General features: G+C 75.7%; 26 protein-coding genes. 23 read left to right on the top strand and 3 right to left on the bottom strand.

The genetic code is table 11. The annotated features are described in order from the left end of the window. The first annotated feature begins 60 nt into the window (after positions 1–60). Entirely contained in the window at positions 61–1,053 is a 993-nt protein-coding gene (locus tag ACRYM0_RS03030) for a sugar kinase (RefSeq protein ID WP_432502094.1), read from the top strand. A 33-nt stretch (positions 1,054–1,086) separates the two neighbouring features. Here the strand turns inward: ACRYM0_RS03030 and ACRYM0_RS03025 are convergent, their stop codons facing one another. Next, positions 1,087–1,407, bottom strand: coding sequence for a hypothetical protein (locus tag ACRYM0_RS03025; RefSeq protein WP_432502000.1), 321 nt, complete (start codon positions 1,405–1,407; stop codon positions 1,087–1,089). Between the two features lie 63 nt (positions 1,408–1,470). Here ACRYM0_RS03025 and ACRYM0_RS03020 point away from each other — a divergent pair, with 63 nt between their 5' ends. The 5 genes from ACRYM0_RS03020 to ACRYM0_RS03000 all read left to right on the top strand — a co-directional run bounded on the left by ACRYM0_RS03020 (position 1,471) and on the right by ACRYM0_RS03000 (position 5,453). Continuing rightward, positions 1,471–2,616: a histidinol-phosphate transaminase gene (locus ACRYM0_RS03020; RefSeq protein WP_432501998.1), complete on the top strand. Its 1,146-nt coding sequence runs from the start codon at positions 1,471–1,473 to the stop codon at positions 2,614–2,616. After that, entirely contained in the window at positions 2,613–3,212 is a 600-nt protein-coding gene (gene hisB / locus ACRYM0_RS03015; RefSeq protein ID WP_432501996.1) for an imidazoleglycerol-phosphate dehydratase HisB, read from the top strand. The genes ACRYM0_RS03020 and hisB overlap by 4 nt, the downstream gene beginning before the upstream one ends. Next, positions 3,209–3,850 (top strand): imidazole glycerol phosphate synthase subunit HisH, encoded by a 642-nt coding sequence (hisH, locus tag ACRYM0_RS03010; protein WP_432501994.1) that lies wholly within the window; start codon positions 3,209–3,211, stop codon positions 3,848–3,850. The genes hisB and hisH overlap by 4 nt, the downstream gene beginning before the upstream one ends. A 68-nt stretch (positions 3,851–3,918) precedes the next feature. Further along, a complete protein-coding gene (gene priA, locus ACRYM0_RS03005; RefSeq protein WP_432501992.1) occupies positions 3,919–4,668 on the top strand; it encodes a bifunctional 1-(5-phosphoribosyl)-5-((5-phosphoribosylamino)methylideneamino)imidazole-4-carboxamide isomerase/phosphoribosylanthranilate isomerase PriA in 750 nt (249 codons plus the stop codon). Between the two features lie 191 nt (positions 4,669–4,859). Further along, positions 4,860–5,453, top strand: a complete 594-nt coding sequence (locus ACRYM0_RS03000; protein WP_432501989.1) for an SseB family protein — start codon at positions 4,860–4,862, stop codon at positions 5,451–5,453. 47 nt (positions 5,454–5,500) lie between these two features. Here the strand turns inward: ACRYM0_RS03000 and ACRYM0_RS02995 are convergent, their stop codons facing one another. Together ACRYM0_RS02995 and ACRYM0_RS02990 are read right to left on the bottom strand one after the other, a co-directional pair. Next, positions 5,501–6,115, bottom strand: a complete 615-nt coding sequence (locus ACRYM0_RS02995; protein ID WP_432501986.1) for a DoxX family protein — start codon at positions 6,113–6,115, stop codon at positions 5,501–5,503. 98 nt (positions 6,116–6,213) lie between these two features. Continuing rightward, on the bottom strand, positions 6,214–6,615 hold the full coding sequence (locus ACRYM0_RS02990; protein WP_432501984.1) for a DUF1844 domain-containing protein: 402 nt from the start codon (positions 6,613–6,615) through the stop codon (positions 6,214–6,216). A 276-nt stretch (positions 6,616–6,891) separates the two neighbouring features. On the opposite strand from ACRYM0_RS02990, the gene infC reads away from it, so the two are divergent. The 17 genes from infC to tyrS all read left to right on the top strand — a co-directional run bounded on the left by infC (position 6,892) and on the right by tyrS (position 24,359). Next, positions 6,892–7,530, top strand: a complete 639-nt coding sequence (gene infC, locus ACRYM0_RS02985) for a translation initiation factor IF-3 (protein ID WP_432502092.1) — start codon at positions 6,892–6,894, stop codon at positions 7,528–7,530. 101 nt (positions 7,531–7,631) lie between these two features. Beyond that, a complete protein-coding gene (gene rpmI, locus ACRYM0_RS02980; protein WP_432494267.1) occupies positions 7,632–7,826 on the top strand; it encodes a 50S ribosomal protein L35 in 195 nt (64 codons plus the stop codon). Positions 7,827–7,919: 93 nt separating this feature from the next. Further along, positions 7,920–8,306: a 50S ribosomal protein L20 gene (rplT, locus tag ACRYM0_RS02975; RefSeq protein ID WP_432494269.1), complete on the top strand. Its 387-nt coding sequence runs from the start codon at positions 7,920–7,922 to the stop codon at positions 8,304–8,306. A 73-nt stretch (positions 8,307–8,379) separates the two neighbouring features. Further along, complete coding sequence (locus ACRYM0_RS02970; protein WP_432501981.1) at positions 8,380–9,186, top strand: TrmH family RNA methyltransferase; 807 nt, start codon at positions 8,380–8,382, stop codon at positions 9,184–9,186. Positions 9,187–9,249: 63 nt separating this feature from the next. Further along, on the top strand, positions 9,250–10,398 hold the full coding sequence (locus ACRYM0_RS02965) for a sensor histidine kinase (RefSeq protein WP_432501978.1): 1,149 nt from the start codon (positions 9,250–9,252) through the stop codon (positions 10,396–10,398). A gap of 87 nt (positions 10,399–10,485) precedes the next feature. Further along, the gene (pheS, locus tag ACRYM0_RS02960; RefSeq protein ID WP_432501976.1) at positions 10,486–11,637 is read left to right on the top strand and encodes a phenylalanine--tRNA ligase subunit alpha; all 1,152 of its coding nucleotides are present in this window, start codon (positions 10,486–10,488) and stop codon (positions 11,635–11,637) included. Continuing rightward, positions 11,637–14,201, top strand: coding sequence for a phenylalanine--tRNA ligase subunit beta (pheT, locus tag ACRYM0_RS02955; protein WP_432501973.1), 2,565 nt, complete (start codon positions 11,637–11,639; stop codon positions 14,199–14,201). Before pheS ends, pheT begins: the two co-directional genes overlap by 1 nt. After that, positions 14,194–15,030 (top strand): SDR family NAD(P)-dependent oxidoreductase, encoded by an 837-nt coding sequence (locus ACRYM0_RS02950; RefSeq protein ID WP_432501971.1) that lies wholly within the window; start codon positions 14,194–14,196, stop codon positions 15,028–15,030. The genes pheT and ACRYM0_RS02950 overlap by 8 nt, the downstream gene beginning before the upstream one ends. 43 nt (positions 15,031–15,073) lie before the next feature. Then, positions 15,074–16,132, top strand: a complete 1,059-nt coding sequence (gene argC, locus ACRYM0_RS02945; protein WP_432501969.1) for an N-acetyl-gamma-glutamyl-phosphate reductase — start codon at positions 15,074–15,076, stop codon at positions 16,130–16,132. Further along, the gene (gene argJ, locus ACRYM0_RS02940; protein WP_432501967.1) at positions 16,129–17,280 is read left to right on the top strand and encodes a bifunctional glutamate N-acetyltransferase/amino-acid acetyltransferase ArgJ; all 1,152 of its coding nucleotides are present in this window, start codon (positions 16,129–16,131) and stop codon (positions 17,278–17,280) included. The genes argC and argJ overlap by 4 nt, the downstream gene beginning before the upstream one ends. Further along, positions 17,277–18,179 carry an acetylglutamate kinase gene (argB, locus tag ACRYM0_RS02935; protein ID WP_432501965.1) on the top strand — a complete coding sequence of 301 codons (903 nt, stop codon included), beginning with the start codon at positions 17,277–17,279 and terminating at the stop codon, positions 18,177–18,179. Before argJ ends, argB begins: the two co-directional genes overlap by 4 nt. A gap of 20 nt (positions 18,180–18,199) precedes the next feature. After that, positions 18,200–19,462, top strand: coding sequence for an acetylornithine transaminase (locus ACRYM0_RS02930; protein WP_432501963.1), 1,263 nt, complete (start codon positions 18,200–18,202; stop codon positions 19,460–19,462). Beyond that, positions 19,459–20,391: an ornithine carbamoyltransferase gene (argF, locus tag ACRYM0_RS02925; RefSeq protein WP_432501961.1), complete on the top strand. Its 933-nt coding sequence runs from the start codon at positions 19,459–19,461 to the stop codon at positions 20,389–20,391. Before ACRYM0_RS02930 ends, argF begins: the two co-directional genes overlap by 4 nt. Beyond that, complete coding sequence (locus ACRYM0_RS02920) at positions 20,388–20,951, top strand: arginine repressor (protein WP_432501959.1); 564 nt, start codon at positions 20,388–20,390, stop codon at positions 20,949–20,951. The genes argF and ACRYM0_RS02920 overlap by 4 nt, the downstream gene beginning before the upstream one ends. Next, positions 20,948–22,396 (top strand): argininosuccinate lyase, encoded by a 1,449-nt coding sequence (gene argH, locus ACRYM0_RS02915; protein ID WP_432501957.1) that lies wholly within the window; start codon positions 20,948–20,950, stop codon positions 22,394–22,396. Before ACRYM0_RS02920 ends, argH begins: the two co-directional genes overlap by 4 nt. Continuing rightward, entirely contained in the window at positions 22,381–23,013 is a 633-nt protein-coding gene (locus ACRYM0_RS02910; protein ID WP_432501955.1) for a DNA-3-methyladenine glycosylase, read from the top strand. Before argH ends, ACRYM0_RS02910 begins: the two co-directional genes overlap by 16 nt. Before the next feature lie 65 nt (positions 23,014–23,078). Further along, a complete protein-coding gene (tyrS, locus tag ACRYM0_RS02905; RefSeq protein WP_432501952.1) occupies positions 23,079–24,359 on the top strand; it encodes a tyrosine--tRNA ligase in 1,281 nt (426 codons plus the stop codon). Positions 24,360–24,793 lie beyond the last annotated feature (434 nt).

Below are 24,793 nucleotides of genomic sequence, written 5' to 3'. Positions count from 1 at the left end.
CTCGTGCGGCTGCGCCCGGCGGACCGGTGCCGCTGGGACCTGGTCTCCCTCGGCGAGGTCATGCTCCGCTTCGACCCCGGCGAGGGCCGCATCCGCACCGCGCGCCGCTTCGACGTGTGGGAGGGCGGCGGGGAGTACAACGTGGCCCGGGGGCTGCGCCGCTGCTTCGGCCGGCGCACGGCCGTGGTCACCGCGCTCGTCGACGACGAGGTCGGGCGACTGGTCGAGGACCTCGTCCTCACCGGCGGCGTCGACACCGCGCTGGTGCGCTGGGTCCCCGGTGACGGGGCCGGTCGCACCGTGCGCAACGGCCTGAACTTCGTCGAGCGGGGTTTCGGGGTGCGCCGCTCCGTCGGCGTCTCGGACCGGGGGAGCACCGCGGTCAGCGGCCTGCGGCCCGGGGACGTCGACTGGGACGACCTCTTCGGCCGGCAGGGGGTGCGCTGGTTCCACACCGGCGGCATCTTCGCCGCGCTGTCGGACACGACGGCCGAGGTGGCCGCCGAGGCGCTGGCCGCGGCCCGCCGGCACGGCACCGTCACCTCCTACGACCTGAACTACCGGCCGAGCCTGTGGACCGGGCGCGGCGGCGCCGGCGCCGCGCAGGAGCTGAACCGGCGCCTCGTCGAGCACGTCGACGTCCTGCTCGGCGCGGGGCTGGCGGGCCTGCCCGGGAACGGCGGCGACCCGGCCGAGCGGGTCCTGGCCGACGCGGCCGCGAACCCGGGCCTGCGGGTGGTCGCCACCACGCACCGCCGCGTGCTCTCCGCCTCCCGCAACGACTTCGGGGCGGTCGCCTGGTCGCGGCCCACCGGCCTCGTCGAGGGGCGGACGCTGCGCGACGTCGCGGTGCTGGACCGCATCGGCAGCGGCGACGCGTTCAGCGCCGGGCTCGTCCACGGGTTGCTGGAGGGCGCACCGCTGCAGCGCGCGGTCGCCCTCGGCGTCGCGCACGGCGCCCTGGTGATGACCACGCCCGGCGACTCCTCGGCGGCCTCGCTCGCCGACGTCGAGGCGGTGGCGGCCGCGGGGGAGGCCTCGGTGCTGCGCTGACGGTGCGGCACCCGTGACCGCGCGGCCGTGGGGTCAGCGCTGCAGGACGACGACGACCTCGGAGTCGGTGACCCGGTCCAGCCCCGCCGTGAACCCGGCCACCTGCGCCTCGGTGCCGACCTCGAGGGCGACCTCCTGCCCGGCCACCTCCAGCCGCGCCGAGCCGTCCCCGGCCTCCAGCAGCCGCGCCTCCACCCCGAGCACCGACACCTCCGGCCGGCCGTCGCGCGGGAACGTCACCGTGCAGCCGTCCAGGGTGCAGTCCGCGCTCGCGCCGCTCTCGGTGGAGGCGCTGCACGAGGCGGCGCCCAGGCCGAGCACGAGGCAGGTCAGGGCGGCGGGGAGGCGTCTCACCCCTCGATGCTAGGCGGCGGCCGGCCCGTCCGGCCGCCGCCGCTCCTCTGGGATGATGCCGCCGTGACCACCGACACCACGCGCCCGCCGGCCCGGGGAACCGCCCTGGACGACCTCCCGCTGCGCGAGGACCTGCGCGGCGAGCACCCCTACGGCGCCCCGCAGCTGCACGTGCCGGTGGTGCTCAACGTCAACGAGAACCCGTACCCGGTCGCCCCCGAGGTCGTCGCCGACATCGCCGAGGCCGTCGCCCGCGCCGCCGGCGGCCTGAACCGCTACCCGGACCGCGAGTTCCTCGACCTGCGCGCCGACCTCGCCGCGTTCCTGCGCACCGAGTCCGGTGCCGAGCTCGCCCCGGAGCAGGTGTGGGCCGCCAACGGCTCCAACGAGGTCATGCTCCACGTGCTGCAGGCCTTCGGCGGCCCCGGCCGCACCGCGCTCAGCTTCGCCCCCACCTACTCCATGTACCCGGAGTACGCGCGCGACACCCTGACCCGCTGGGTCACCGGCCGGCGCGCCGACGACTTCACCCTCGACGTCGAGCACGCCCGGGCGCAGATCGCCGAGCACCGCCCCTCCGTGGTGCTGCTGGCCAGCCCGAACAACCCCACCGGCACCGCCCTGCCGCCGGCCACCGTCGAGGCGGTCCTCGACGCCGTGGACGCGCTGCCGCAGCGCGCGGTCGTCGTCGTCGACGAGGCGTACGGGGAGTTCCGCCGCACCGGGGTGCCGAGCGCCCTGGAGCTGCTGCCCCGGCACGGCAACCTCGCGGTCAGCCGCACCATGAGCAAGGCGTTCTCCCTGGCCGGTGCGCGCGTGGGCTACCTCGCCGCGGCCCCCGCCCTCGTCGACGCGCTGCGCATCGTGCGGTTGCCCTACCACCTCTCGGCCGTCACGCAGGCCGTCGCGCGCGCCGCGCTGAAGCACTCCGCCACGCTGCTGTCCACCGTCGACGAGCTGCGCGCCCGCCGCGACGAGACCGTGCAGTGGCTGCGGGGCAACGGGTACCGGGTCGCCGACTCCGACGCGAACTTCGCGCTGTTCGGCACCTTCGCCGATCGCCACGCGGTCTGGCAGGGCCTGCTGGAGCGCGGGGTCCTCATCCGCGAGACCGGCCCCGACGGCTGGCTGCGGGTGAGCATCGGAACAGAGGACGAGATGGCGGCGTTCCGCAAGGCGCTGACCGAGGTCGACGGGGAGAAGAAGTGAGCCGCACCGCGCGCATCGAGCGCAGCACGTCCGAGTCCAGCGTCCTGGTCGAGCTCGACCTCGACGGCACCGGGCGCACCGAGATCGACACCACGGTGCCGTTCTACGACCACATGCTCACCGCCCTGGGCAAGCACTCCCTCATGGACCTCACCGTCCGCGCGAAGGGCGACACCCACATCGACGTGCACCACACGGTGGAGGACACCGCCATCGTCCTCGGCCAGGCGTTCCGGCAGGCCCTGGGCGACAAGAGCGGCATCCGGCGCTTCGCCGACGCCACCGTCCCGCTCGACGAGGCCCTCGCGCACGTCGTCGTCGACGTCTCCGGCCGGCCCTACTGCGTGCACACCGGTGAGCCCGACGGGCAGGAGTTCCACCTCATCGGCGGGCACTTCACCGGCTCGCTGACCCGCCACGTGCTGGAGAGCTTCGCCTTCCACGCGCAGATCGCCCTGCACGTGCGCGTCCTCGCCGGCCGCGACCCCCACCACGTCGTCGAGGCCCAGTTCAAGGCCCTCGCCCGCGCCCTGCGCTACGCCGTCGAGCCCGACCCGCGCGTGCAGGGCGTGCCGTCCACCAAGGGAGCCCTGTGAGCAAGCGCGTCGTCGTCCTGGACTACGGCTTCGGCAACGTCCGCTCCGCCGTGCGCGCGCTGGAGCACGTCGGAGCCGACGTCGAGCTGACCGGCGACCGGCGGGCGGCGCTGGAGGCCGACGGGCTGCTGGTGCCCGGGGTCGGTGCCTTCGCCGCCGTCAACGCCGGCCTGGAGGCCATCGGCGGCGGCTCCATCGTCGACCAGCGCCTGGCCGGCGGCCGCCCGGTGCTGGGCATCTGCGTGGGGCTGCAGGTGATGTTCGAGACCTCCACCGAGCCCGGCGACGGGGTGAAGGAGGGGCTGGGCCAGTGGCCCGGCACCGTCGAGCGCCTGCCCGCGCAGGTCGTCCCGCACATGGGGTGGTCCACCGTGCAGCCCCCGGCCGGTTCCGTGCTGTTCGACGGGGTCGAGGACGAGCGGTTCTACTTCGTGCACTCCTACGCCGTGCAGCGCTTCGACTTCGTGGACACCACCGCCGGGCGCGTCCAGCCGCCGCAGGTGACGTGGGCCGAGCACGGGGTCCGCTTCGTGGCCGCCGTGGAGAACGGCGCCCTGACGGCCACCCAGTTCCACCCCGAGAAGTCCGGCGACGCCGGGGCGCAGCTGCTGCGCAACTGGGTCGCCTCGCTCGGCTGAGCCCCGCGGGCGCCGGTCGCGCACGGCCCGGCGCCCGCGGCCCCGGGGCGTCCGTAGACTGCCCGCCCGTGACCAGCGCCTCCCCGCAAGCCCCCCGGCTCCAGCTCCTGCCCGCCGTCGACGTCGCCGACGGCCAGGCCGTCCGCCTCGTGCAGGGCGAAGCCGGCAGCGAGACCTTCTACGGCTCCCCCCTGGAGGCGGCCCTCGCCTGGCAGGAGGCCGGTGCCGAGTGGATCCACCTCGTCGACCTCGACGCCGCCTTCGGGCGCGGCTCCAACCGCGAGCTGCTCGCCGACGTCGTCGGCCGCCTCGACGTCGCCGTGGAGCTGTCCGGCGGGATCCGCGACGACGCCTCCCTCGAGGCGGCCCTGGCCACCGGCTGCCGCCGGGTGAACCTCGGCACCGCCGCGCTGGAGGACCCGGAGTGGACCCGCTCCGCCATCGCCCGCCACGGCGACCGCATCGCCGTCGGCCTCGACGTGCGCGGCACCACGCTCGCCGCGCGCGGCTGGACCCGCGAGGGCGGGGACCTGTGGGACGTCCTGGCCCGCCTGGACGCCGACGGCTGCGCCCGCTACGTCGTCACCGACGTCACCAAGGACGGCACCCTGCGCGGGCCGAACACCGAGCTGCTGCGCGAGGTCTGCGCGCGCACGAGCGCCCCGGTCGTCGCCTCGGGCGGGGTCTCCAGCCTGGACGACCTGCGCGTCCTGCGCGAGCTGGTCCAGGCGGGCGTCGAGGGCGCCATCGTGGGCAAGGCGCTGTACGCCGGGGCGTTCACCCTGCCGCAGGCCCTGGACGTGGCGGGCCGGCCCTGACCACGCCGCCCGCGGGTTCGCGCGGCACCGACTCCGCCGGTGTCCCGTGGGCCGGGCGCACCCTGCTGCCCAACCCGTTCACCGGGGACGAGGGCCGTCGCGCGCCCGGGCTGGCGCGGGCGCTGGACGACTGGGCCGGGGCCCGCGACGGCGCAGCCTCCCCCGAGCAGCTGCTGCGGGCGGAGGCGCGCGTGGTGGCTCAGCTGGCGGCCAGCAGGGTCTTCGCCCCGGTCGTCGCCGTCCTCGGCGAGCAGGAGGTCGTGGCCGCCGGTCCCGCGGGGGACAAGAGCGCCGACATGGCGCTGGCCCTGCTGACGCAGCCCGACGGCCGCCGGGGCCTGCCCCTGTTCACCGACCTCGACGCCCTGGCCTCCTGGCGCGCGGACGCGCGCCCCGTGCCGGTGCCCGCCGCCCGGGCGGCGCTGTCGGGCGTCCAGGAACGGTGCGAGGTGCTCGTGCTGGACCCGGCCGGCCCGGTGCGCTTCGTGGTGCGCGGCACCGCGCTGCGAGCGCTCGCGCAGGAGCGCGAGTGGGTGCCCGCCCCCTTCGACGGCGCCGTGGAGGCCGCCGTGACGGACGCGCTGGCGGACCTGGTGCAGGTGCGCGGCGTGCGGCTCGAGGCCGCTCCCGTCGCGGAGCTGCGCGTCGTCGTCGGGGTGGCGCCCGGGCTGGACCGCGCCGGCGTGGAGTCGCTCACGGCCCGGCTGGCCGAGCGGCTGGCGGCCTGCCCGGTCGTGACCGAGCGCGCGGAGTCCCTGGAGCTGACGCTCCTGCCGGCGCCGTGAAGCCGTCCCGCGGACGGGGGGGGCTCCAGGGCGCCGGCCGGCGCGTCTCAGGACGCGACGGGGGCCTGCGGCGCGTCGGCCGGGGCGTCGGCCGCCTCCTGCGCGTCGGCGGCCACCGCCGTCCGGCGCTGGCGGATGGCCCACGCCGCGCCGGCCCCGGCCGCCAGCAGCGCGACCGCCGGCATCCACGGCTTGTTGAGGGCGTCGCCCAGCAGGCGGTCCACCGAGTAGCGCCCGGGGCCCGCCACGGCCAGGGCGGTGCTGGCCAGCCCGAGCACGGCCGGGTACTCCAGCCCCCCGGACGTGGCCCAGAAGCCGTTGGGGGCGTGGACCGTGGCGGCGGCGGCCATCGTCGCCGCCGCGGTGGCACCGGCCGCCGGGGTGGCCAGGCCCAGGGCCAGCAGCGCCCCGCCGCCCGTCTCCGCCAGGCCCGCCGCCAGCGCGCTGCGCCGGCCGGGCCGGAAGCCCATGGCGTGCATGGCGCCCTGCGTGCCCTCCAGGCCCCCGCCGCCGAACGCCCCGAAGAGCTTCTGCGCCCCGTGCGCGGCCAGGGTGGCACCCACCCCCGCGCGCAGCACCAGCCGGGCCAGGTCGCTCCTGCGGGTCCCGCCCGCGCGGCTGCTCAGCGTGTAGCTGACCGTCTCGCTCACCGTCTCGCTCACCGTGTCCTCGTCCTCCGTCCCGCGGGGCCGGTGCCCCGGTCCTGCGACACTCAACCACTGCACCGCTCCGCGGGCGCGGTGCGGGGGCGGGGTGCGGGTCAGACCACGCTGCCGGTCAGCCGCTCGCCGGGCCCCTTCCCCGGCGGGTCCGGCACCGGGGAGGCCTCCCGGAACGCCAGCTGCAGGGAGCGCAGGCCGTCGCGCAGCGAACGCGCGTGCTGCCCGCCGAGGTCCGGCGCGGAGGTCGTGACCAGGCCGGCCAGGGCGGTGATGAGGATGCGGGCCTCCGCCAGGTCCAGGTGGTCGGCGGCGTCGGGTCCCTCGGCCAGGCCGCACTTGACGGCCGCTGCGCTCATGAGGTGCACCGCGGCCGTGGTGACGACCTCGACGGCGGGCACGTCGGCGATGTCGCGGGCCAGTTCCCGCGCGTGGTCGTGGGCGGGCTCGTGGGCGGGGCCCGCGACCGGGTCCACGGGCTGGGGGGTGGGGTCGGGCTGCATGCTGCTACCCTGACAGGTGACCGACCGGCTCACGTCACCGGTCCGCGCCTGGCGCGGGCGGGCGTTCGTGGGGCCGGAGCGTGAAGCGGAGGCCTCCTCCCACCCCGGTGCGCACGCGCGCCGCGGGTCCCGGTCCCTCCCCCGTCCGCGGGGGAGCAAGGCGTCGTCGTCGCCCTCGTGCGTCGCGGTGCCGGATCAGGCAGGCCTCCGTGCACGTCCGAGCGCGGGGGCCTTCTCCGTGTCCGGCGGCCCCGCCCGACGACGAAGGAGCAGCACATCAGCGAGCCCCGCATCAACGACCGCATCCGTGTTCCCGAGGTGCGGCTCGTGGGCCCCAACGGTGAACAGGTCGGCATCGTGCGCGTCGAGGACGCGCTGCGGCTGGCGGACGAAGCGGGTCTCGACCTGGTCGAGGTCGCTCCGACGGCGCGACCGCCGGTCTGCAAGCTCATGGACTTCGGCAAGTTCAAGTACGAGTCCGACATGAAGGCCCGCGAAGCGCGCAAGAACCAGACCAACACGATCCTCAAGGAGATCCGCTTCCGCCTGAAGATCGACCCGCACGACTACGGCACGAAGAAGGGCCACGTCGAGCGGTTCCTCAAGGCGGGGGACAAGGTCAAGGTGATGATCATGTTCCGCGGTCGCGAGCAGTCGCGTCCCGAGATGGGCTTCCGGCTGCTGCAGCGCCTCGCGGAGGACGTCGCCGACCTCGGCAGCGTCGAGAGCTCGCCGCGCCAGGACGGCCGCAACATGGTGATGGTCATCGGGCCGCACAAGAAGAAGGCCGAGGCCAAGGCCGAGGAGCGTCGCCGCAAGGACTCCGAGGCCGCCGCCGACCAGGCCGGCGACTCGTCGCAGCCCTCGCAGGACGAGGGCGCGCAGCCCGGCCAGACGGCCGCCACCGCGTCCTGACGCCAGGCGCGCGGCCGGGCCCGTCCAGCCGGCGGGCCCGGTCCCGCGCGCCCACAGACCCACGCCGGGCACCACCCGGCACCGACCACAGGAGAGACCCCGTGCCCAAGAACAAGACCCACTCCGGCGCCAAGAAGCGGTTCCGCATCACCGGCTCCGGCAAGGTCATGCGCGAGCGCGCCAACAAGCGCCACCTGCTCGAGGTCAAGCCGAGCACCCGCACCCGCCGTCTCTCCATGGACGCCGTGGTGGCCCCCGCGGACGTCAAGAAGATCAAGAAGCTCCTGGGTCGCTGACCGCCGCCACCACCCGCACACCCCCCGCGCGGAGCGCGCGGCCGTCGCCGACGGCCCGCTGACGCCCGCGCACGACGAGCAAGGAGAACCCCCGTGGCACGCGTGAAGCGCGCAGTCAACGCCCAGAAGAAGCGTCGCGTCGTCCTCGAGCAGGCCAGCGGCTACCGCGGCCAGCGCTCGCGGCTGTACCGCAAGGCGAAGGAGCAGGTCACCCACTCCCTCGTCTACGCGTACCGCGACCGCAAGGCGCGCAAGGGCGACTTCCGCCGCCTGTGGATCCAGCGGATCAACGCCGCGGCGCGCGCCGAGGGCATGACCTACAACCGGTTCATCCAGGGCCTGAAGGCCGCCGGCATCGAGGTCGACCGCCGCATGCTGGCCGAGCTGGCCGTCTCGGACGCCCCCGCGTTCGCCGCCCTGGTGAAGACCGCCAAGGCCGCCGTGCCGGCCACCCCGGTCGCCGAGGGTTCCGCTGCCTGAGCAGCGCCGGCACCACCCCGCACGCCCGGCAGCGGCCGTGCTGACCGATCCGCGCTCCGCGCGGGTCCGGTCGGTGCGGTCGCTGACCGGGCGTGCGGCGCGTTCGCGGCACGGTCGGTTCCTCGCCGAGGGACCGCAGGCCGTGCGGGAGGCCGTGGCCGCCCACGCCGCCGGGCCCGCGCCGGTGGTGCTGGAGCTGTACGCCACGCAGGAGGCCGCCCAGCGCCACGCCGCGATCGTGACGGCCGCCGCCGAGCACGGCGTGCGCGTGTGGACGGTCGCCGAGGACGTCCTGGCGGCCATGACCGACACCGTGACCCCGCAGGGCCTGGTGGCGGTCTGCCCCACCGCGACCACCGCGCTGGAGGACGTCCTGGCCCGCCGGCCGCGTCTGGTGGCCCTGCTGGACCGCGTGCGCGACCCCGGCAACGCCGGCACGGTCCTGCGCGCCGCGGACGCCGCCGGCGCCGACGCCGTGGTGCTCACCGCCGGGAGCGTGGACGTCTTCAACCCCAAGTGCGTGCGCTCGACCGCCGGCAGCCTGTTCCACCTGCCCGTGGTCGTCGGCGTGCCGCTGGACGGGGCCGTGCGGGACCTGCAGCGCGCCGGCTGCGCGGTGCTGGCCGCCGACGGCGCCGGCGAGCTGGACCTGGACGACCTGGCGGACGCCGCCGCCGTCGGGGCGGGAGCGCCGGTCGACCTGACCGCCCCCACGGCGTGGTTGTTCGGCAACGAGGCCGCGGGCCTGGACGACGCCGGCCGCGCCGCCGCGGACGCCGTGGTGCGCGTCCCGCTGCACGGGCGCGCCGAGAGCCTGAACCTCGCCACCGCCGCGGTGGTGTGCCTGTACGCGAGCGCGCGCGCCCAGCGCCGGCGCTGAGACCGCGCGGCCCGGCGCGTCGCCGCGCGCGGCGATCCGCCGCCCATGCCCTAGCCTCGGCCCGTGCCCGAGCCGAGGGGGTCGACCGGGGCCGCTGACGCGGCGGCGCCCCCGGTGCTGCGCCCGCACGGGCGCGCCGGGGGTCCGGACGGTGCCGGCGGCGACGCCCTCGTCCCCCTGGACGAGCTGCCCGACGGGGTCGTGCTCGTCGGCGCGGACCGGCGCATCACGGCCGTCAACGCCGCCGCGGCGGCGCTGCTGGGCCGCGAGCGGGACGCCCTCGTGGGCTCGGACGTGCGCCGCGCCCTGCCCCTGCAGGACACCTCCGGGCGCCGCTGGTGGGACGTGGTCGACCCCTCCCTCGACTCCTCCGACGGGCACTCCGAGCGCATGCTGCTGCTGCCGGGCGGACGGGAGCTGCTCGTCACCGCCCGCTACGTGCGCTCCGGGGCCGGGGAGGTGCAGCGGGCGGTGGTGGCCCTGCGCGGCACCGGCGAGCGGCGACGCGCCGAGTCCGACGCGGCCAGCCTCATCGCGACCGTCGCGCACGAGCTGCGTTCCCCGCTGACGTCGGTGAAGCAGTTCACGGCCAGCCTGCTGCGCCGCTGGGACCGCTTCACCGACGAGCAGAAGCGCCTCATGCTCTCCACGGTGCAGGCGGACGCCGAGCGCGTCACCCGGCTGGTGGGCGACCTGCTGGACGTCTCGCGGGTCGACACCGGGCGCCTGCACGTGCACCGCCGGCCGGTGGACCTGCCGGCCCTGGTGCGCGAGCACGTCGAGCGGCTGCGGGTGGCCGGCTACGAGGACGACCGCTTCGAGCTGCGGCTGGGCGGCGCGCTGCCGGAGCTGTGGGCGGACCCGGACCGGCTGGCGCAGGTGGTCACCAACCTGGTCGAGAACGCCGTTCGGCACGGCGCCGGCACGGTGGTCATCACCCTGGCCCACGACCCCGCGCTGGACCCGGCCGAGCCGGGCGAGGTGGTCCTGACGGTCGACGACGCCGGCGAGGGCGTGCCGCCGGAGAACCGGCCGTACGTCTTCTCCAAGTTCTGGCACGGAGGCAGCCGCAGCGGCACGGGACTGGGCCTGTACGTCACCCGCGGCCTGGTGGAGGCCCACGGCGGGGACGTGCAGGTGTCCGCCTCACCGGCCGGGGGCGCGCGCTTCCGGGTCCGGCTGCCGGCCGGGGAACCGCCCGCTCCGCGGTGACGGTGCGCCCGGGGCGTCTGCGAGGATCGTCCGCATGCCCGCGGCCGGGGACGTCCGGCCGCCGACCGGGAGGAGACGTCGCACCCGATGCCTGCTGAACCCGCCGCCGAGGCGGCCGACGGCCCGCTGGGGGAGGCGGCCGTGCAGGCCGCCCTCGACGCGGCGCTCGCGGCGGTCGCCGCCGCCGGCGACCTGGAGGAGCTGAAGGCCGCCCGCCTCGCCCACGCCGGGGACCGCAGCCCGCTGGCGCTGGCGAACCGGGCCATCGGCTCGCTGCCCGGCCCGGCCAAGGCCGCCGCGGGCAAGCGCGTGGGCACCGCTCGCGGCCTCCTGAACCGGGCGATCGCCGAGCGCACCGAGGTCCTGCGCGCGCAGGAGGAGGAGCGGGTCCTGCGCGCGGAGGTCGTGGACGTCACCCTCCCCGCGCGCCGCCCGGAGCGGGGGGCGCGCCACCCGCTGCCGCTGCTCACGGAGCGGGTCGCGGACGTGTTCACCGCGATGGGCTGGGAGGTCGCGGAGGGGCCCGAGGTCGAGGCGGAGTGGTTCAACTTCGACGCCCTGAACTTCGACGCCGACCACCCGGCGCGGCAGATGCAGGACACCTTCTACGTCGCGGGCGAGGACGGCGCCACCTCGTCGGGGCTGGTGCTGCGCACGCACACCTCGCCCGTGCAGGCGCGTTCCCTGCTCACCCGCGGGGTGCCGCTGTACGTGGTGTGCCCCGGCAAGGTCTTCCGCACCGACGAGCTGGACGCCACGCACACCCCGGTGTTCCACCAGCTGGAGGGCATCGCGATCGACGAGGGCCTGACGATGGCGCACCTGAAGGGCACCCTGGACCACTTCGCCCGGGCGATGTTCGGCGACGCCGTCCAGACGCGCTGGCGCCCGGCCTTCTTCCCGTTCACCGAGCCCAGCGCCGAGCTGGACCTGCGCTTCTCCCTGGGGCGGGACGCCGAGCGCGGCTGGATCGAGTGGGGCGGCTGCGGCATGGTCAACCCGAACGTGCTGCGCGCGTGCGGGATCGACCCGGAGCGCTACCAGGGCTTCGCCTTCGGGATGGGGATCGAGCGGACGCTGATGTTCCGCAACGGGGTGACGGACATGCGCGACATGGTGGAGGGCGACGTGCGGTTCAGCCGGGCGTTCGGCGTGGAGGACCTGTCGGCGTCGGGGGTGGCCGACGTCCTGGGCGGGCGCGTGCCGGCCACCGCCGGCGAGGGGGAGGACGAGCTCTGATGCGCGTGCCGCTGAGCTGGCTGGCCGAGCACGTCGACCTGGAACCCGGGGCGCGCGGCGCGGACGTCGCCGCCGCCCTGGTGCGGGTCGGCCTGGAGGAGGAGGGCGTCCACACCTCCGGGGTGACGGGCCCGCTCGTCGTCGGGCGGGTGCTGGACCTGGCGCCGGAGCCGCAGAAGAACGGCAAGACGATCAACTGGTGCCACGTCGACGTCGGCGCGCAGCTGAACGGTCCCGACGGGCACCGCGGCATCGTCTGCGGCGCGCACAACTTCGCCGCCGGCGACAGCGTCGTGGTGGCGCTGCCGGGCGCGGTGCTGCCGGGGGGTTTCGCGATCGCCGCCCGCAAGACGTACGGGCACGTGTCCGACGGGATGATCTGCTCGGCGAAGGAGCTCGGCCTGGGCGCCGACCACTCCGGCATCATCGTGCTGGAGCGCCACCTGCCCGGCGTGGAGGTCGCTCCGGGCCAGGACGCGCTGGCGCTGCTGGGCCTGGCCGAGGAGACCGTCGAGGTCAACGTCACCCCCGACCGCGGGTACTGCTTCAGCGTGCGCGGCATCGCCCGCGAGTACGCGCACGGCACCCGGCGCCCCGTCGCGGAGGTGTTCCACGACCCGGTCGACGTGGTGGTGCCCGAGGCGGGAGGCCCGGGGCACCCGGTGCGCCTGGCCGACGACGCGCCGGTCCGCGGCGCGGTGGGCTGCGACCGCTTCGTCGCCCGCGTCGTGCGCGGCATCGACCCGGCGGCACCGACCCCGCGCTTCGTGGCGGACCGGCTGCGGCAGGCGGGCATGCGGTCCGTCTCCCTGGCCGTGGACGTGACGAACTACCTCATGCTCGCCACCGGGCAGCCGCTGCACGCCTACGACCTGGCGGCGCTGCAGGGCGAGATCGTGGTGCGCCGGGCCCGCGCGGGGGAGCGGCTGACCACCCTGGACGGCGTCGAGCGGACCCTGGACGTGGAGGACCTGCTCATCACCGACGAGGTGCCCGGCGACCCGTCCACCTCCCGCGTGCTGTCCCTGGCCGGGGTCATGGGGGGCGCCGACACGGAGGTCTCCGCCTCCACCACGGACGTGCTGGTCGAGGCGGCGCGCTTCGCGCAGGTCTCGGTGGCGCGCACGGCGCGCCGGCACCGGCTGCACACCGAGAGCGGCAAGCGCTTCGAGCGCGGTGTCGACCCGGCGATCGCGGCACGGGTGGCCGAGCTGGCCGTGCGGATGCTGGTCGAGCACGGCGGCGGGACCCCCGACCCGGCGGCCACGGACGTCGGCGAGCCCGCCGCTGCGCAGCCGCTGCGCATGCCCGTGGCGTTCGTCGAGCGCACCGTGGGGGCCCCGTTCACCGAGCAGGAGGTGGTCGGTGCGCTGGAGCAGATCGGCTGCGCGGTGACCGCCGACGGCCCGGAGCTGAGCGTGGTGCCGCCGAGCTGGCGCCCGGACCTGGTGCAGCCGGTGGACCTGGTGGAGGAGGTCGCGCGGCTGCGCGGCTACGACACGATCCCCTCGGTGCTGCCGGCGGCTCCCGCCGGGCGGGGCCTGACGGCGGCGCAGCGCGCGCGGCGCTCGGCCGCGCGCGCGCTGGTGGACGACGGGTTCGTCGAGGTGCTCTCCTACCCCTTCGTCGCCGCGGCGGTGCACGACGCGCAGGGGCTGGCTGCGGACGACCCCCGCCGCCACGCGCTCCGGCTGGCGAACCCGCTGTCGGAGCAGCAGCCGCTGATGCGCACCAGCGTGCTGGACTCCCTGGTGGAGGTGGTGCGCCGCAACGTCTCCCGCGGTCTGCGCGACCTGGCCCTGGTGGAGTTCGGCGCCGTGACGCACCCGGTGGCCGGTGCGGGTCCGGCTCCGCTGCCGGGTGTGGCGACCCGCCCGGCGGAGGAGGAGCTGGCGGCCCTGCGCGCCGCGGTGCCGCCGCAGCCGCTGCACGTTGCCGGGATCCTCACCGGCACCCGGCGCGGCCCGGGTGCCTCGGCCGAGGGGTTCGCCCGCGGCGGTGAGCCGGTGCTGTGGGTGGACGCGGTCGACGCGGTGCGCACGCTCGCCGCGGCGCTGGGCGTCCGGGTGGTCGTCGAGGCCGCCGAGCACGCGCCCTGGCACCCGGGCCGGTGCGCGCGCGTCAGCACGCCGGCGGGCCACCCGGTCGGGTACGCCGGGGAGCTGCACCCCGCGGCGCTGGCGGCGCTGGAGCTGCCGGCGCGCTCGGCGGCCTTCGAGCTCGACCTCGACGTCCTCCTGGCGCAGGTCGGTGCGAGCCCCCAGGTGGCGCAGCTGTCCGGCTACCCGGCCGCGACCCAGGACGTCGCGCTGGTGCTCGACGAGGGTGTCGCGGCGGGCGCGGTGGAGCAGGCGCTGCGCGAGGGCGCCGGCGAGCTGCTGGAGGACGTGCGCCTGTTCGACGTCTACACCGGCTCGCAGGTGGGCGAGGGGCGCAAGTCGCTGGCGTACGCGCTGCGCTTCCGGGCGCCGGACCGGACGCTGACGGCGGAGGAGGCGAGCGCCGCGCGCGAGTCGGCGGTCGCCGAGGCCGCCCGCCGGACGGGGGCGGTGCAGCGTGGCTGAGGTTCCCGCAGGGGCCGGGGCCGCGCCGTCGCAGGGCGTGGCGCTGGTCACCGGCGCCAGTCGCGGCATCGGCCGCGAGCTGGTCCTGGGTCTGGCGGGTGCGGGCTGGTCGGTCGGGGCGCTGGCCCGCGACGCGGTGGCGCTGGACGGGGTCGTGGAGGAGGTCAGCACCGCGGGCGGGCGCGCGGTGGGCACCTGCGTCGACGTGGCCGACGCGCACGGCGTGGCCGCCGCGGTGCACGCCCTGGAGACCGAGCTGGGCGGCACCACCCTGCTGGTGAACTGCGCCGGGCGCATCGAGGCCGACGAGGCCGTGCCGTGGGAGGCGGACCTGGACGAGGTGCGCCGCGTCCTGGAGGCCAACGTGCTGGGCCCCTTCCACCTGGTGCGCGCCGTGGTCCCCGGCATGGTGGCCCGCGGCGGCGGGCGGGTGGTCGACCTGAGCTCCGGCGCGGCGCACAAGGACGCGCCCCTGCACGCCGCCTACGGGGCCAGCAAGGCGGCGCTGTTCCGCCTGGGCGGTGCGGTGACGGCGGCGGGGCGCGAGCACGGCGTGCTGGCCTTCGAGGTGTCCCCGGGCGTGGTCCGCACGGGCATGTCCACCGGCATGTCGGTGCACGCCGAGCGCACCGAGTGGACCGATCCCGCCGACGTGGTGGCGCTGGTGCTGGCGGTGGCGCGCGGTGAGCTCGACGCGTGGGCGGGCCGGCTGGTGCGGGCCGGCACGGACACGCCCGCGTCGCTGGCGGCGGCTGCGCGCGCCGGGCTGGCGCCGCGCGCCCGCAGCCTCGACGTCGTCCCGTACGGCCCGGACGACCCGATGTCCTGACCACTCTGTGCATGCCTACGCAGCAGCGTGTATGGTCATGCGCATGGATGCAGGGAGTCGGCTGAGGGTCGCCGTCGCGGGGGCCAGCGGCTACGCCGGGGGTGAGCTGCTGCGGCTGCTGCTGCAGCACCCCCACGTGGAGATCGGGGCGCTCACCGGCGCCTCCAACGCCGGCACGGCGCTGGGCGAGCTGCAGCCGCACCTGCTGCCGCTGGCCGACCGGGTGCTGGAGCCCACGACCAGCGAGGTCCTCGCCGGCCACGACGTGGTCTTCCTCGCCCTGCCGCACGGGCACTCGGCGGCCGTGGCCGCCGAGCTGGGCGAGGACGTCCTCGTCGTGGACTGCGGCGCCGACCACCGGCTCACCGACCCGGCGCAGTGGCAGCGGTTCTACGGCTCCGAGCACGCCGGGCACTGGCCGTACGGCCTGCCCGAGCTGCCCCTGGCCGGCGGGGGCAAGCAGCGCGAGCACCTGGCCGGTGCCCGGCGCATCGCCGTCCCGGGCTGCTACCCGACGAGCGTGAGCCTCGCCCTGGCACCCGGGTTCGCCGCCGGCGTGCTGGCCGGCGAGGACGTCGTCGTGGTCGCCGCCTCGGGGACGTCCGGCGCCGGCAAGAGCCTCAAGCCGCACCTGCTGTCCTCGGAGGTCATGGGCTCGATGAGCCCCTACGGCGTGGGCGGCGGGCACCGGCACACCCCCGAGATCGAGCAGAACCTGGCCCTGGCGGCCGGCAGGCCGGTGTCGGTGTCCTTCACCCCGACGCTGGCGCCGATGCCCCGGGGCATCCTGGCCACCTGCACCGCGAAGCTCGCCCCCGGTGCCGCCGCCGGTGACGTGCGCGCCGCCTGGGAGGCGGCCTACTCCGACGAGGAGTTCGTCCACCTGCTGCCCGAGGACCGCTGGCCCAGCACCGCCGCGGTCCTGGGGAGCAACGCCGCCGCGCTGCAGCTGGCCGTGGACGAGCACGCCGGCCGCGTCGTCGTGGTGGCCGCCATCGACAACCTGACCAAGGGCACCGCGGGAGGAGCCGTGCAGAGCGTGAACGTCGCACTGGGCCTGGGCGAGGGAACCGGGCTGAGCGCCGTGGGGGTGGCGCCGTGAGCGTCACCGCCCCCACCGGCTTCCGGGCCGCCGGCGCCACCGCCGGCCTCAAGGCCAGCGGCCGGCCCGACGTCGCCCTGGTCGTCAACGACGGACCGCTGGACGCCGCCGCGGCCGTCTACACCTCCAACCGCTGCAAGGCCCACCCGGTCCTGTGGAGCGAACGGGCCAGTGCCGACGGCCGCGTGCGCGCGGTGGTGCTGAACTCCGGCGGCGCGAACTGCTTCACGGGCCCGCAGGGCTTCCAGACGACCCACGCCACCGCGGAGCTCGTCGGGGAGCTGACCGGGTGCGGCGCCGCCGACGTCGTGGTCTGCTCCACCGGGCTGATCGGGGTGCAGCTGCCCCGCGAGGAGCTCCTCGCCGGGGTGCGCACCGCCCACGCCGCCCTGGCCGCCACCGGCGGTTCCGACGCCGCCACGGCCATCATGACGACCGACACGGTCTCCAAGCAGGCCGTCGCGCAGGGCGAGGAGTTCACGGTCGGCGGCATGGCCAAGGGCGCGGGCATGCTCGCGCCGGGCCTGGCCACCATGCTCGTCGTGCTCACCACCGACGCCGTCGCCGAGCCCGCCGAGCTGGACCGGGCGCTGCGCGCGGCCACCCGCACCACCTTCGACCGCGTCGACTCCGACGGGTGCATGTCCACCAACGACACCGTGGTCCTGCTGGCCAGCGGAGCCTCCGGCACGCGGCCCGGACCCGCGGAGCTCGACGCGGCCGTGCACCGCGTGTGCGCCGACCTGGCGCGCATGCTCGTGGGCGACGCCGAGGGCGCCGACCACGACATCGCCGTCGAGGTCGTCGGGGCCGCCCGCGAGGAGGACGCCGTCGAGGTCGGGCGCTCGGTCGCCCGCAACAACCTCTTCAAGGCCGCGGTCTTCGGGAAGGACCCCAACTGGGGCCGCGTCCTGGCCGCCGTCGGCACCACCTCCGCTCAGTTCGACCCCCAGGCCCTGGACGTCAGCCTCAACGGCGTCCCGGTGTGCGTCGGCGGCGCCCCCGGTGCCGACCCAGCGCAGGTGGACCTCGCCCCCCGCGAGGTGCGCGTGCGCATCGACCTGCACGCCGGCGAGCACGCCGCCACGGTCTGGACCAACGACCTCACCCACGCCTACGTCCACGAGAACAGCGCCTACTCCACATGAGCGACCTGACGGACCTCACGGCCGAGGACAAGGCGGGCGTGCTCGTCGAGGCCCTGCCGTGGCTGCAGAAGTGGCACGGCGCCCTCGTCGTGCTCAAGTACGGCGGCAACGCCATGGTCGACGACGAGCTCAAGCGCGCGTTCGCCGAGGACGTGGTCTTCCTGCGCACCGCGGGCCTGCGGCCCGTCGTCGTGCACGGCGGCGGACCGCAGATCTCCGCGATGCTGCAGCGCCTGGACATCGCCAGCGAGTTCCGCGGCGGTCTGCGCGTGACGACCCCCGAGGCGATGGACGTCGTGCGGATGGTCCTCACCGGTCAGGTGGGCCGCGAGCTCGTGGGGCTGCTGAACGCCCACGGCCCGCTGGCGGTGGGCCTGTCCGGGGAGGACGCCGGCCTGCTGCGCGCACGCCGCCGCCCCGCCCTGGTCGGTGGCGAACCCGTCGACGTCGGCCTGGTCGGCGACGTCGTCGGCGTGGACCCGGCCGCGGTGAACGACCTGCTGGCCGCCGGGCGCATCCCCGTCATCTCCACCATCGCACCCGAGGTCGACGACGACGGCGAACCCGTGCCGGGTTCCGTCCTCAACGTCAACGCCGACACCGCCGCCTCGGCGATCGCCGTGGCCCTGGGGGCGCAGAAGTTCGTCGTGATGACCGACGTCGCCGGGTTGTACGCGGACTGGCCGAACCGCGACTCGCTCGTCAGCGAGATCAGCGCCGGGGAGCTGGAGCGGCTGCTGCCCTCCCTGGAGTCGGGCATGGTCCCCAAGATGGAGGCGTGCCTGCGCGCGGTGCGCGGCGGGGTGCCCCGCGCCACGGTCATCGACGGCCGACTGGCGCACTCGGTCCTGCTGGAGGTCTTCACGACCTCCGGCAACGGCACGATGGTCGTGCCGTGAACCACGCGGGAGGAGCAGCGGTGGACGGCACGGTGCAGACCGCGGGGGAGTCGGAGGCCCTGCCGGTCACCGAGGGCAGCGGGCAGCAGTGGCTGCAGCGGTACTCCTCGGCCCTCATGGGCACCTACGGAACCCCCCAGCGCGTCCTCGTGCGCGGCGAGGGCTGCTACGTCTGGGACGCCGACGGCACGCGCTACCTGGACCTGCTGGGCGGCATCGCCACCAACGCCCTGGGGCACGCCCACCCGCTGCTGGTCTCGGCGGTCACCTCCCAGCTGACGACCCTGGGCCACGTCTCGAACTTCTTCGCCACGGTGCCTCAGATCGCCCTCGCCGAGCGGTTGCTGGACGTCGCCCGCGCCCCGCAGGGGTCCCGGGTCTTCTTCTGCAACTCCGGCGCCGAGGCCAACGAGGCCGCTTTCAAGATGGCCCGCCGCACCGGCCGGCCGAAGGTCGTCGCCACGGTGGACGCCTTCCACGGCCGCACCATGGGCGCCCTCGCGCTCACCTCCAAGGAGGCCTACCGCGCACCGTTCGAGCCGCTGCCGGGCGGGGTGGAGTTCGTCCCCTACGGCGACGTCGGCGCCCTGGGCCGCGCCGTCGACGGCGCCACGGCGGCGGTGTTCCTCGAGCCCGTGCAGGGCGAGGGCGGCGTCGTCCCCGCTCCCGACGGCTACCTCGCCGCAGCGCGGCGCATCACCGCCGACCACGGCGCCCTGCTCGTCCTGGACGAGGTCCAGACCGGCGTCGGGCGCACCGGGGAGTGGTTCGCCCACCAGCAGCCGCGCCACGACGGCGTCGTGCCCGACGTGGTGACGCTCGCCAAGGGCCTCGGCGCCGGCGTCCCCGTCGGTGCCGCGATCGCCTTCGGGACCCACAACGCCGCGCTCCTGGGGGCGGGCCAGCACGGCACGACCTTCGGCGGGAACCCGGTCGCCGCCGCCGCGGGCCTGGCGACCCTGCACGCGCTCGAGCGCGACGGGCTGCTGGCCAACGCCCGCACCGTGGGAGACCACCTGCGCCGGGGGATCTCGGCCCTGGGCCACCCGCTCGTGGCCGGCGTGCGCGGGGAGGGCCTGCTGCTGGGCATCGCCCTGGACGCACCGGTGGCCGCCGGAGCCGTGCGGGCCGCGCTGGCCCGCGGCTTCATCGTCAACGCCGTGCGTCCCGACACGATCCGGCTCGCACCGCCGCTCGTGCTCACCACCGCCCAGGCGGACACCTTCCTCGACGTCCTGCCGTCCGTGCTCGACGCCGCCCAGAACCCCGCGGAGGAGCCGTGACCACCCGCCACTTCCTCGCCGACGACGACCTGAGCCCCGCGGAGCAGGCCGAGGTCCTCGAGCTGGCCGCGCGGCTGAAGGCGGACCGCTTCGCCGAGCGCCCGCTGGAGGGCCCGCGCACGGTCGCCCTGCTCTTCGACAAGCCCTCCACCCGCACCCGGGTCTCCTTCAGCGTCGGGGTCGCGGAGCTGGGCGGGGCGCCGCTGGTCGTCGACGCCGCCGGCTCGCAGCTGGGCCGCGGTGAACCCGTCGCCGACACCGCGCGCGTGCTGGAGCGGCAGGTCGCCGCGATCGTGTGGCGCACCCACGCGCAGTCCGGCCTGGAGGAGATGGCCGCGCACTCGCGGGTGCCGGTGGTGAACTCCCTCAGCGACGACTACCACCCGTGCCAGGTCCTCGCGGACCTGCAGACGATCGCCGAGCACAAGGGCCGGCTGCGCGGGCTGACGATGGCCTACCTCGGCGACGGGGCCAACAACATGGCTCACTCCTACGCCCTGGGCGGTGCCACGGCCGGGCTGCACGTGCGCATCGCCACCCCGGCCACCGACCTGCCGTCCGCCGCGGTCCTCGAGCGCGCCCGCGCCGTGGCCGCCGCGACGGGCGGTTCCGTCACCGTGACGCAGGACCCCCGCGAGGCCGCCACCGGTGCCGACGTCGTCGTCACCGACACGTGGATCAGCATGGGGCAGGAGGGCCTGGACGCCGCCGAGCGCCTGCAGCGCTTCACCCCCTACGCCGTGACGCCCGAGCTGGTGGCGCTCGCCGACCCCTCCGCGATCGTCCTGCACTGCCTGCCCGCCTACCGCGGCAAGGAGATCGCCGCCGAGGTCCTGGACGGTCCGCGGTCCGTGGTCTGGGACCAGGCGGAGAACCGCCTGCACGCCCAGAAGGCCCTGCTCGTCTGGCTCCTCGCGGCGTCGCGGTGAACGCGGCCGCCGCGGGCAGCGGCACCAAGGCGTTCCGCCACGCCCGCATCGCCGCGGTGCTGACGCGCTCGCCGGTGCGCTCGCAGACGGAGCTGGCCGCGCACCTGGCCGCCGAGGGGGTGGCCGTCACCCAGGCCACGCTCTCGCGCGACCTCGTCGAGCTGGGAGCGGTGAAGGTGCGCGACGGGGACCGCGGGCTGGTGTACGCCCTGCCCGCCGAGGGCGGCGACCGCACCCCGCGCAGCGGCGTCGGCCAGGAGGTGCTGGACGCGCGCCTGGCCCGCTGGTGCGAGGAGCTGTTGGTGTCCGCCGAGGCGTCGGCCAACCTCGTCGTCCTGCGCACCCCACCGGGTGCCGCGCAGTTCCTGGCCAGCGCCGTCGACCACTCCGTCATGCCCGCGGTCCTGGGCACCATCGCCGGGGACGACACCGTCCTGGTCATCTCCCGCGACCCGCTGGGCGGCGAGGACGTCGCCGCGCGCTTCCTCGCCCTGGCCCGGCGCGAGGACGCCCCCACCCCGGTCCGAACGCCCGATCCCGACGAAGGAGACACCCCGTGACCGAGCAGCAGCTGCACCGGCAGGCCGAGAAGGGCCTGTGGGGCGCGCGGTTCGCCAGCGGTCCCGCCGAGGCGATGGCCGCGCTGTCGAAGTCCACGCACTTCGACTTCCGCCTGGCCCGTCACGACCTCGCCGGCTCGCGCGCCCACGCCCGCGTGCTGCACCGCGCCGGGCTGCTGGACGACGCCACGCTGCAGGCCCTCCTGGCCGGCATCGACGCCCTGGAGGCCGATGTCGTCTCCGGCGCCTTCACCCCGGCCGAGGACGACGAGGACGTGCACTCGGCCCTGGAGCGGGCCCTCGTGGAGCGGGTCGGCCCGGACGTCGGCGGCCGGTTGCGCGCCGGGCGCTCGCGCAACGACCAGATCGCCACGCTGCTGCGGATGTTCCTGCGCGAGCACGCCCGGGTGGTCGCCGCCGGGGTGCTCGACGTCGTCGAGGCGCTCGTCGAGCAGGCCGCCGCGCACCCGGGGGCGGCGATGCCCGGGCGCACGCACCTGCAGCACGCCCAGCCCGTGCTGCTCGCCCACCACCTGCTGGCCCACGCCTGGCCGCTGCTGCGCGACGTGCAGCGACTGCGCGACTGGGACGCGCGCGCCGCCGTCTCGCCGTACGGTTCCGGCGCGCTGGCGGGGTCCTCGCTCGGGCTGGACCCGCAGGCGGTCGCGGAGGAGCTCGGGTTCGACCGCAGCGTGGAGAACTCCATCGACGGCACCGCCGCACGAGACGTGGCCGCCGAGTTCGCCTTCGTCGCCGCGATGGTCGGCGTGGACCTGTCCCGGATCTCCGAGGAGGTGATCCTCTGGGCGACCAAGGAGTTCTCCTTCGTCACGCTGCACGACGCCTGGTCCACGGGGTCGAGCATCATGCCGCAGAAGAAGAACCCCGACGTCGCCGAGCTGGCGCGCGGCAAGGCGGGTCGCCTCATCGGCGATCTGACCGGTCTGCTGAGCACCCTCAAGGGCCTGCCCCTGGCCTACAACCGCGACCTGCAGGAGGACAAGGAGCCGGTGTTCGACGCCGTCGACACCCTGGAGATCCTGCTGCCCGCGGTCGCCGGGATGATCGGCACGCTGCGCTTCCACACCGACCGGATGAGCGCCCTGGCGCCGCAGGGCTTCGCCCTGGCCACCGACATCGCCGAGTGGCTGGTGCGCCGGGGAGTGCCGTTCCGGGAGGCGCACCACCTGTCCGGTGCCTGCGTGCGCCGCTGCGAGGAGCGCAGCGAGGTCGAGGACCGCGCCGTCGAGCTGTGGGACCTCACCGACGCGGACCTGGCGTCGATCTCCCCGCACCTGACCCCCGAGGTCAAGGGCGTGCTGAGCACCGCCGGGTCGCTGGCCTCCCGCGACGCGGTGGGCGGCACGGCACCGGCGCGGGTGGCGGAGCAGCTCGAGCGGGCCCGCCTGACGCTCGCCGAGCACCGGGTGTGGGCGCGTCCGTGACGGCGCTGCCGCGGGAGTTCTTCGCCCGCGAGGTGCTCGAGGTCGCCCGCGACCTGCTGGGGCGGGTGGTCCGCCACGAGACACCGGAGGGCGCCGTCGCCGTCCGCCTCACGGAGGTCGAGGCGTACGCGGGCGAGGCCGACCCCGGCTCGCACGCCTTCCGCGGCCGCACACCGCGGACCGAGGTGATGTTCGGCCCGGCCGGACATGCGTACGTGTACTTCTCCTACGGCATGCACTGGTGCGTGAACCTCGTCACCGGCCGGGAGGGCACCGCGTCGGCCGTGCTCCTGCGGGCCGGGGAGGTCGTCGAGGGGCTCGAGCTGGCGCGGGAGCGCCGTCGCGCGGCCCGGCGGGAGGCGGACCTCGCACGGGGGCCGGCGCGCCTGACGCAGGCGCTCGCCATCACGCGCGAGCAGGGTGGCGCCGACGTGTGCGCCGGCGGCCCGCTGAGCGTCCTGGCGGGGGAGCCGGTCCCGGACGCAGCGGTGTCCTGGGGGCCGCGCGTCGGCGTCGCCGGTGCCGGTGCGCCCACCCCGTGGCGCACGTGGACCACCGGGGACCCGACCGTCTCCGCGTACCGCGCCGCGGTACCGCGTCGACCTCGCCGCTCCTGATCGGGCAGGCTGGGGGCTCGGCGGGGCGGACGGCGCCCGGCCACGGAGGCGAGGAGAGCGAAGTCGTGAGCGACGTCTGGGACGAGCTGCAGTGGCGGGGCCTGGTGGCGCACTCCACCGACGAGGCCGCGCTGCGCCAGGCGCTGCAGGGCGGCCCGCTCACGTACTACGTGGGCTTCGACCCGACCGCGGCGAGCCTGCACGTCGGGCACCTGGTGCAGGTGCTGACCGCCAAGCGGTTGCAGCAGGCCGGGCACGAGCCGCTGATCCTGGTCGGCGGGGCCACCGGTCTGGTGGGCGATCCACGCCCGAGCGCGGAGCGGACCATGAACGATCCGGCCACGGTCGCCGGCTGGGTCGGCCGGATCCAGCAGCAGATCGCCCCGTTCCTGGACTTCACCGGTCCGGCAGCGGCCAGGATGGTCAACAACCTGGACTGGACCGCCTCGATGTCCACGATCGAGTTCCTGCGCGACGTCGGCAAGCACTTCAGCGTCAACCGGATGCTCGACCGCGAGGCGGTGGCCAAGCGCCTGGCCAGCACGGGCATCTCCTTCACGGAGTTCTCCTACGTGCTGCTGCAGTCCAACGACTACCTGCAGCTGCACCGCCGGCACGGGTGTTCCTTGCAGCTGGGCGGCTCGGACCAGTGGGGCAACATCACCGCCGGGTGCGAGCTGGTGCGCCGGGTGGACGGTGCCACGGTGCACGCGCTGGCCACGCCGCTGCTGACCAAGGCCGACGGCACGAAGTTCGGCAAGACCGAGTCCGGAGCGGTGTGGCTGGATCCACAGCTGACCAGCCCGTACGCCTTCTACCAGTTCTGGCTCAACGCCGAGGACTCCCAGGTCGAGGGCTACCTCAAGGCGTTCTCCTTCCGCGACCGTGAGGAGATCACCGACCTGGGGCGCCAGGCGCGCGAAGCGCCGAAGGCGCGCGCCGCCCAGCGGGCGCTGGCGCACGAGGTCACCGCCCTGGTGCACGGCGAGCAGGTGGCCCGCGCGGTCCAGGACGCCTCTGCGGCCCTCTTCGGAGGCTCGGACCTGGCCGGCATCGATCAGGCCACGCTGGCCGGCGCGCTGGCCGAGCTGCCCACCGCCAGCCCGGCCTCCCTGGACGTACCGGTGGTGCAGCTGCTCGCCGAGACCGGTCTGGCGCCCTCGCGCAGCGCCGCGCGTCGCACCATCGCCGAGGGCGGTGCGTACGTGAACAACACCAAGGTCACCGACGTCGAGGCGACCCTGGCCACCGCCACCGCCGACGCACCGCTGCTGCACGGGCGCTACGCCGTGCTGCGTCGTGGTCGGAAGTCCCTGGCTGCGGTGTCTCTTTCCTTGCGGCAGTAGAAGATCCGCCCCGAGCTCACCTCGGATTTGGTGGTTGGGCTCGGGGCGGCGTACTGTTCTTCTCGTCGCCCGGACGGGGCGGCCGCCGGGGCCGGGAGGCCGCGGGGGTCTGCTGCGGGTGGGTGGTGCGGCAAGCTTGATCGGGAATGGGTTGCACGTTGGCCTGGTTCCTGGTTACAGTGGGAAAGTTGCCCCTGTTTAGCTGGCTTCCTTCGGGGGGTCGGGTGCGGGGTGCGTCCGGTTCTTGAGAACTCAACAGTGTGCCAAGTGTTGATGCCAAATCAATCAACCCCGTGGCGTTCCTTCACGTGAAGGGGCGTTGGGGATTCCTTTGGTGTTGTACCTTCCACTTCCCTCGCCAGGGGGGTGGGGGTTTCGAGATCAGAGGTCAAACTAAGCAAGTCAATCACCTGACGCGCTCGCCGGCTTCTGGC

The organism is Kineococcus arenarius subsp. arenarius, assembly GCF_050871845.1.
Classification (GTDB): domain Bacteria; phylum Actinomycetota; class Actinomycetes; order Actinomycetales; family Kineococcaceae; genus Kineococcus.
The sequence above is the reverse complement of the archived record's forward strand: the minus strand, read 5'-3'. Positions and strand labels throughout refer to the sequence as shown.

Coding starts and splice junctions, on each gene's coding strand:
- ACRYM0_RS03030 (WP_432502094.1), top strand. CDS start 61: ATGCTCCGCTTCGACCCCGGCGAGGGCCGCATCCGCACCGCGCGCCGC.
- ACRYM0_RS02990 (WP_432501984.1), bottom strand. CDS start 6,615: ATGCAGCCCGACCCCACCCCCCAGCCCGTGGACCCGGTCGCGGGCCCC.
- pheS (WP_432501976.1), top strand. CDS start 10,486: ATGCCTGCTGAACCCGCCGCCGAGGCGGCCGACGGCCCGCTGGGGGAG.
- pheT (WP_432501973.1), top strand. CDS start 11,637: ATGCGCGTGCCGCTGAGCTGGCTGGCCGAGCACGTCGACCTGGAACCC.
- argC (WP_432501969.1), top strand. CDS start 15,074: ATGGATGCAGGGAGTCGGCTGAGGGTCGCCGTCGCGGGGGCCAGCGGC.
- argB (WP_432501965.1), top strand. CDS start 17,277: ATGAGCGACCTGACGGACCTCACGGCCGAGGACAAGGCGGGCGTGCTC.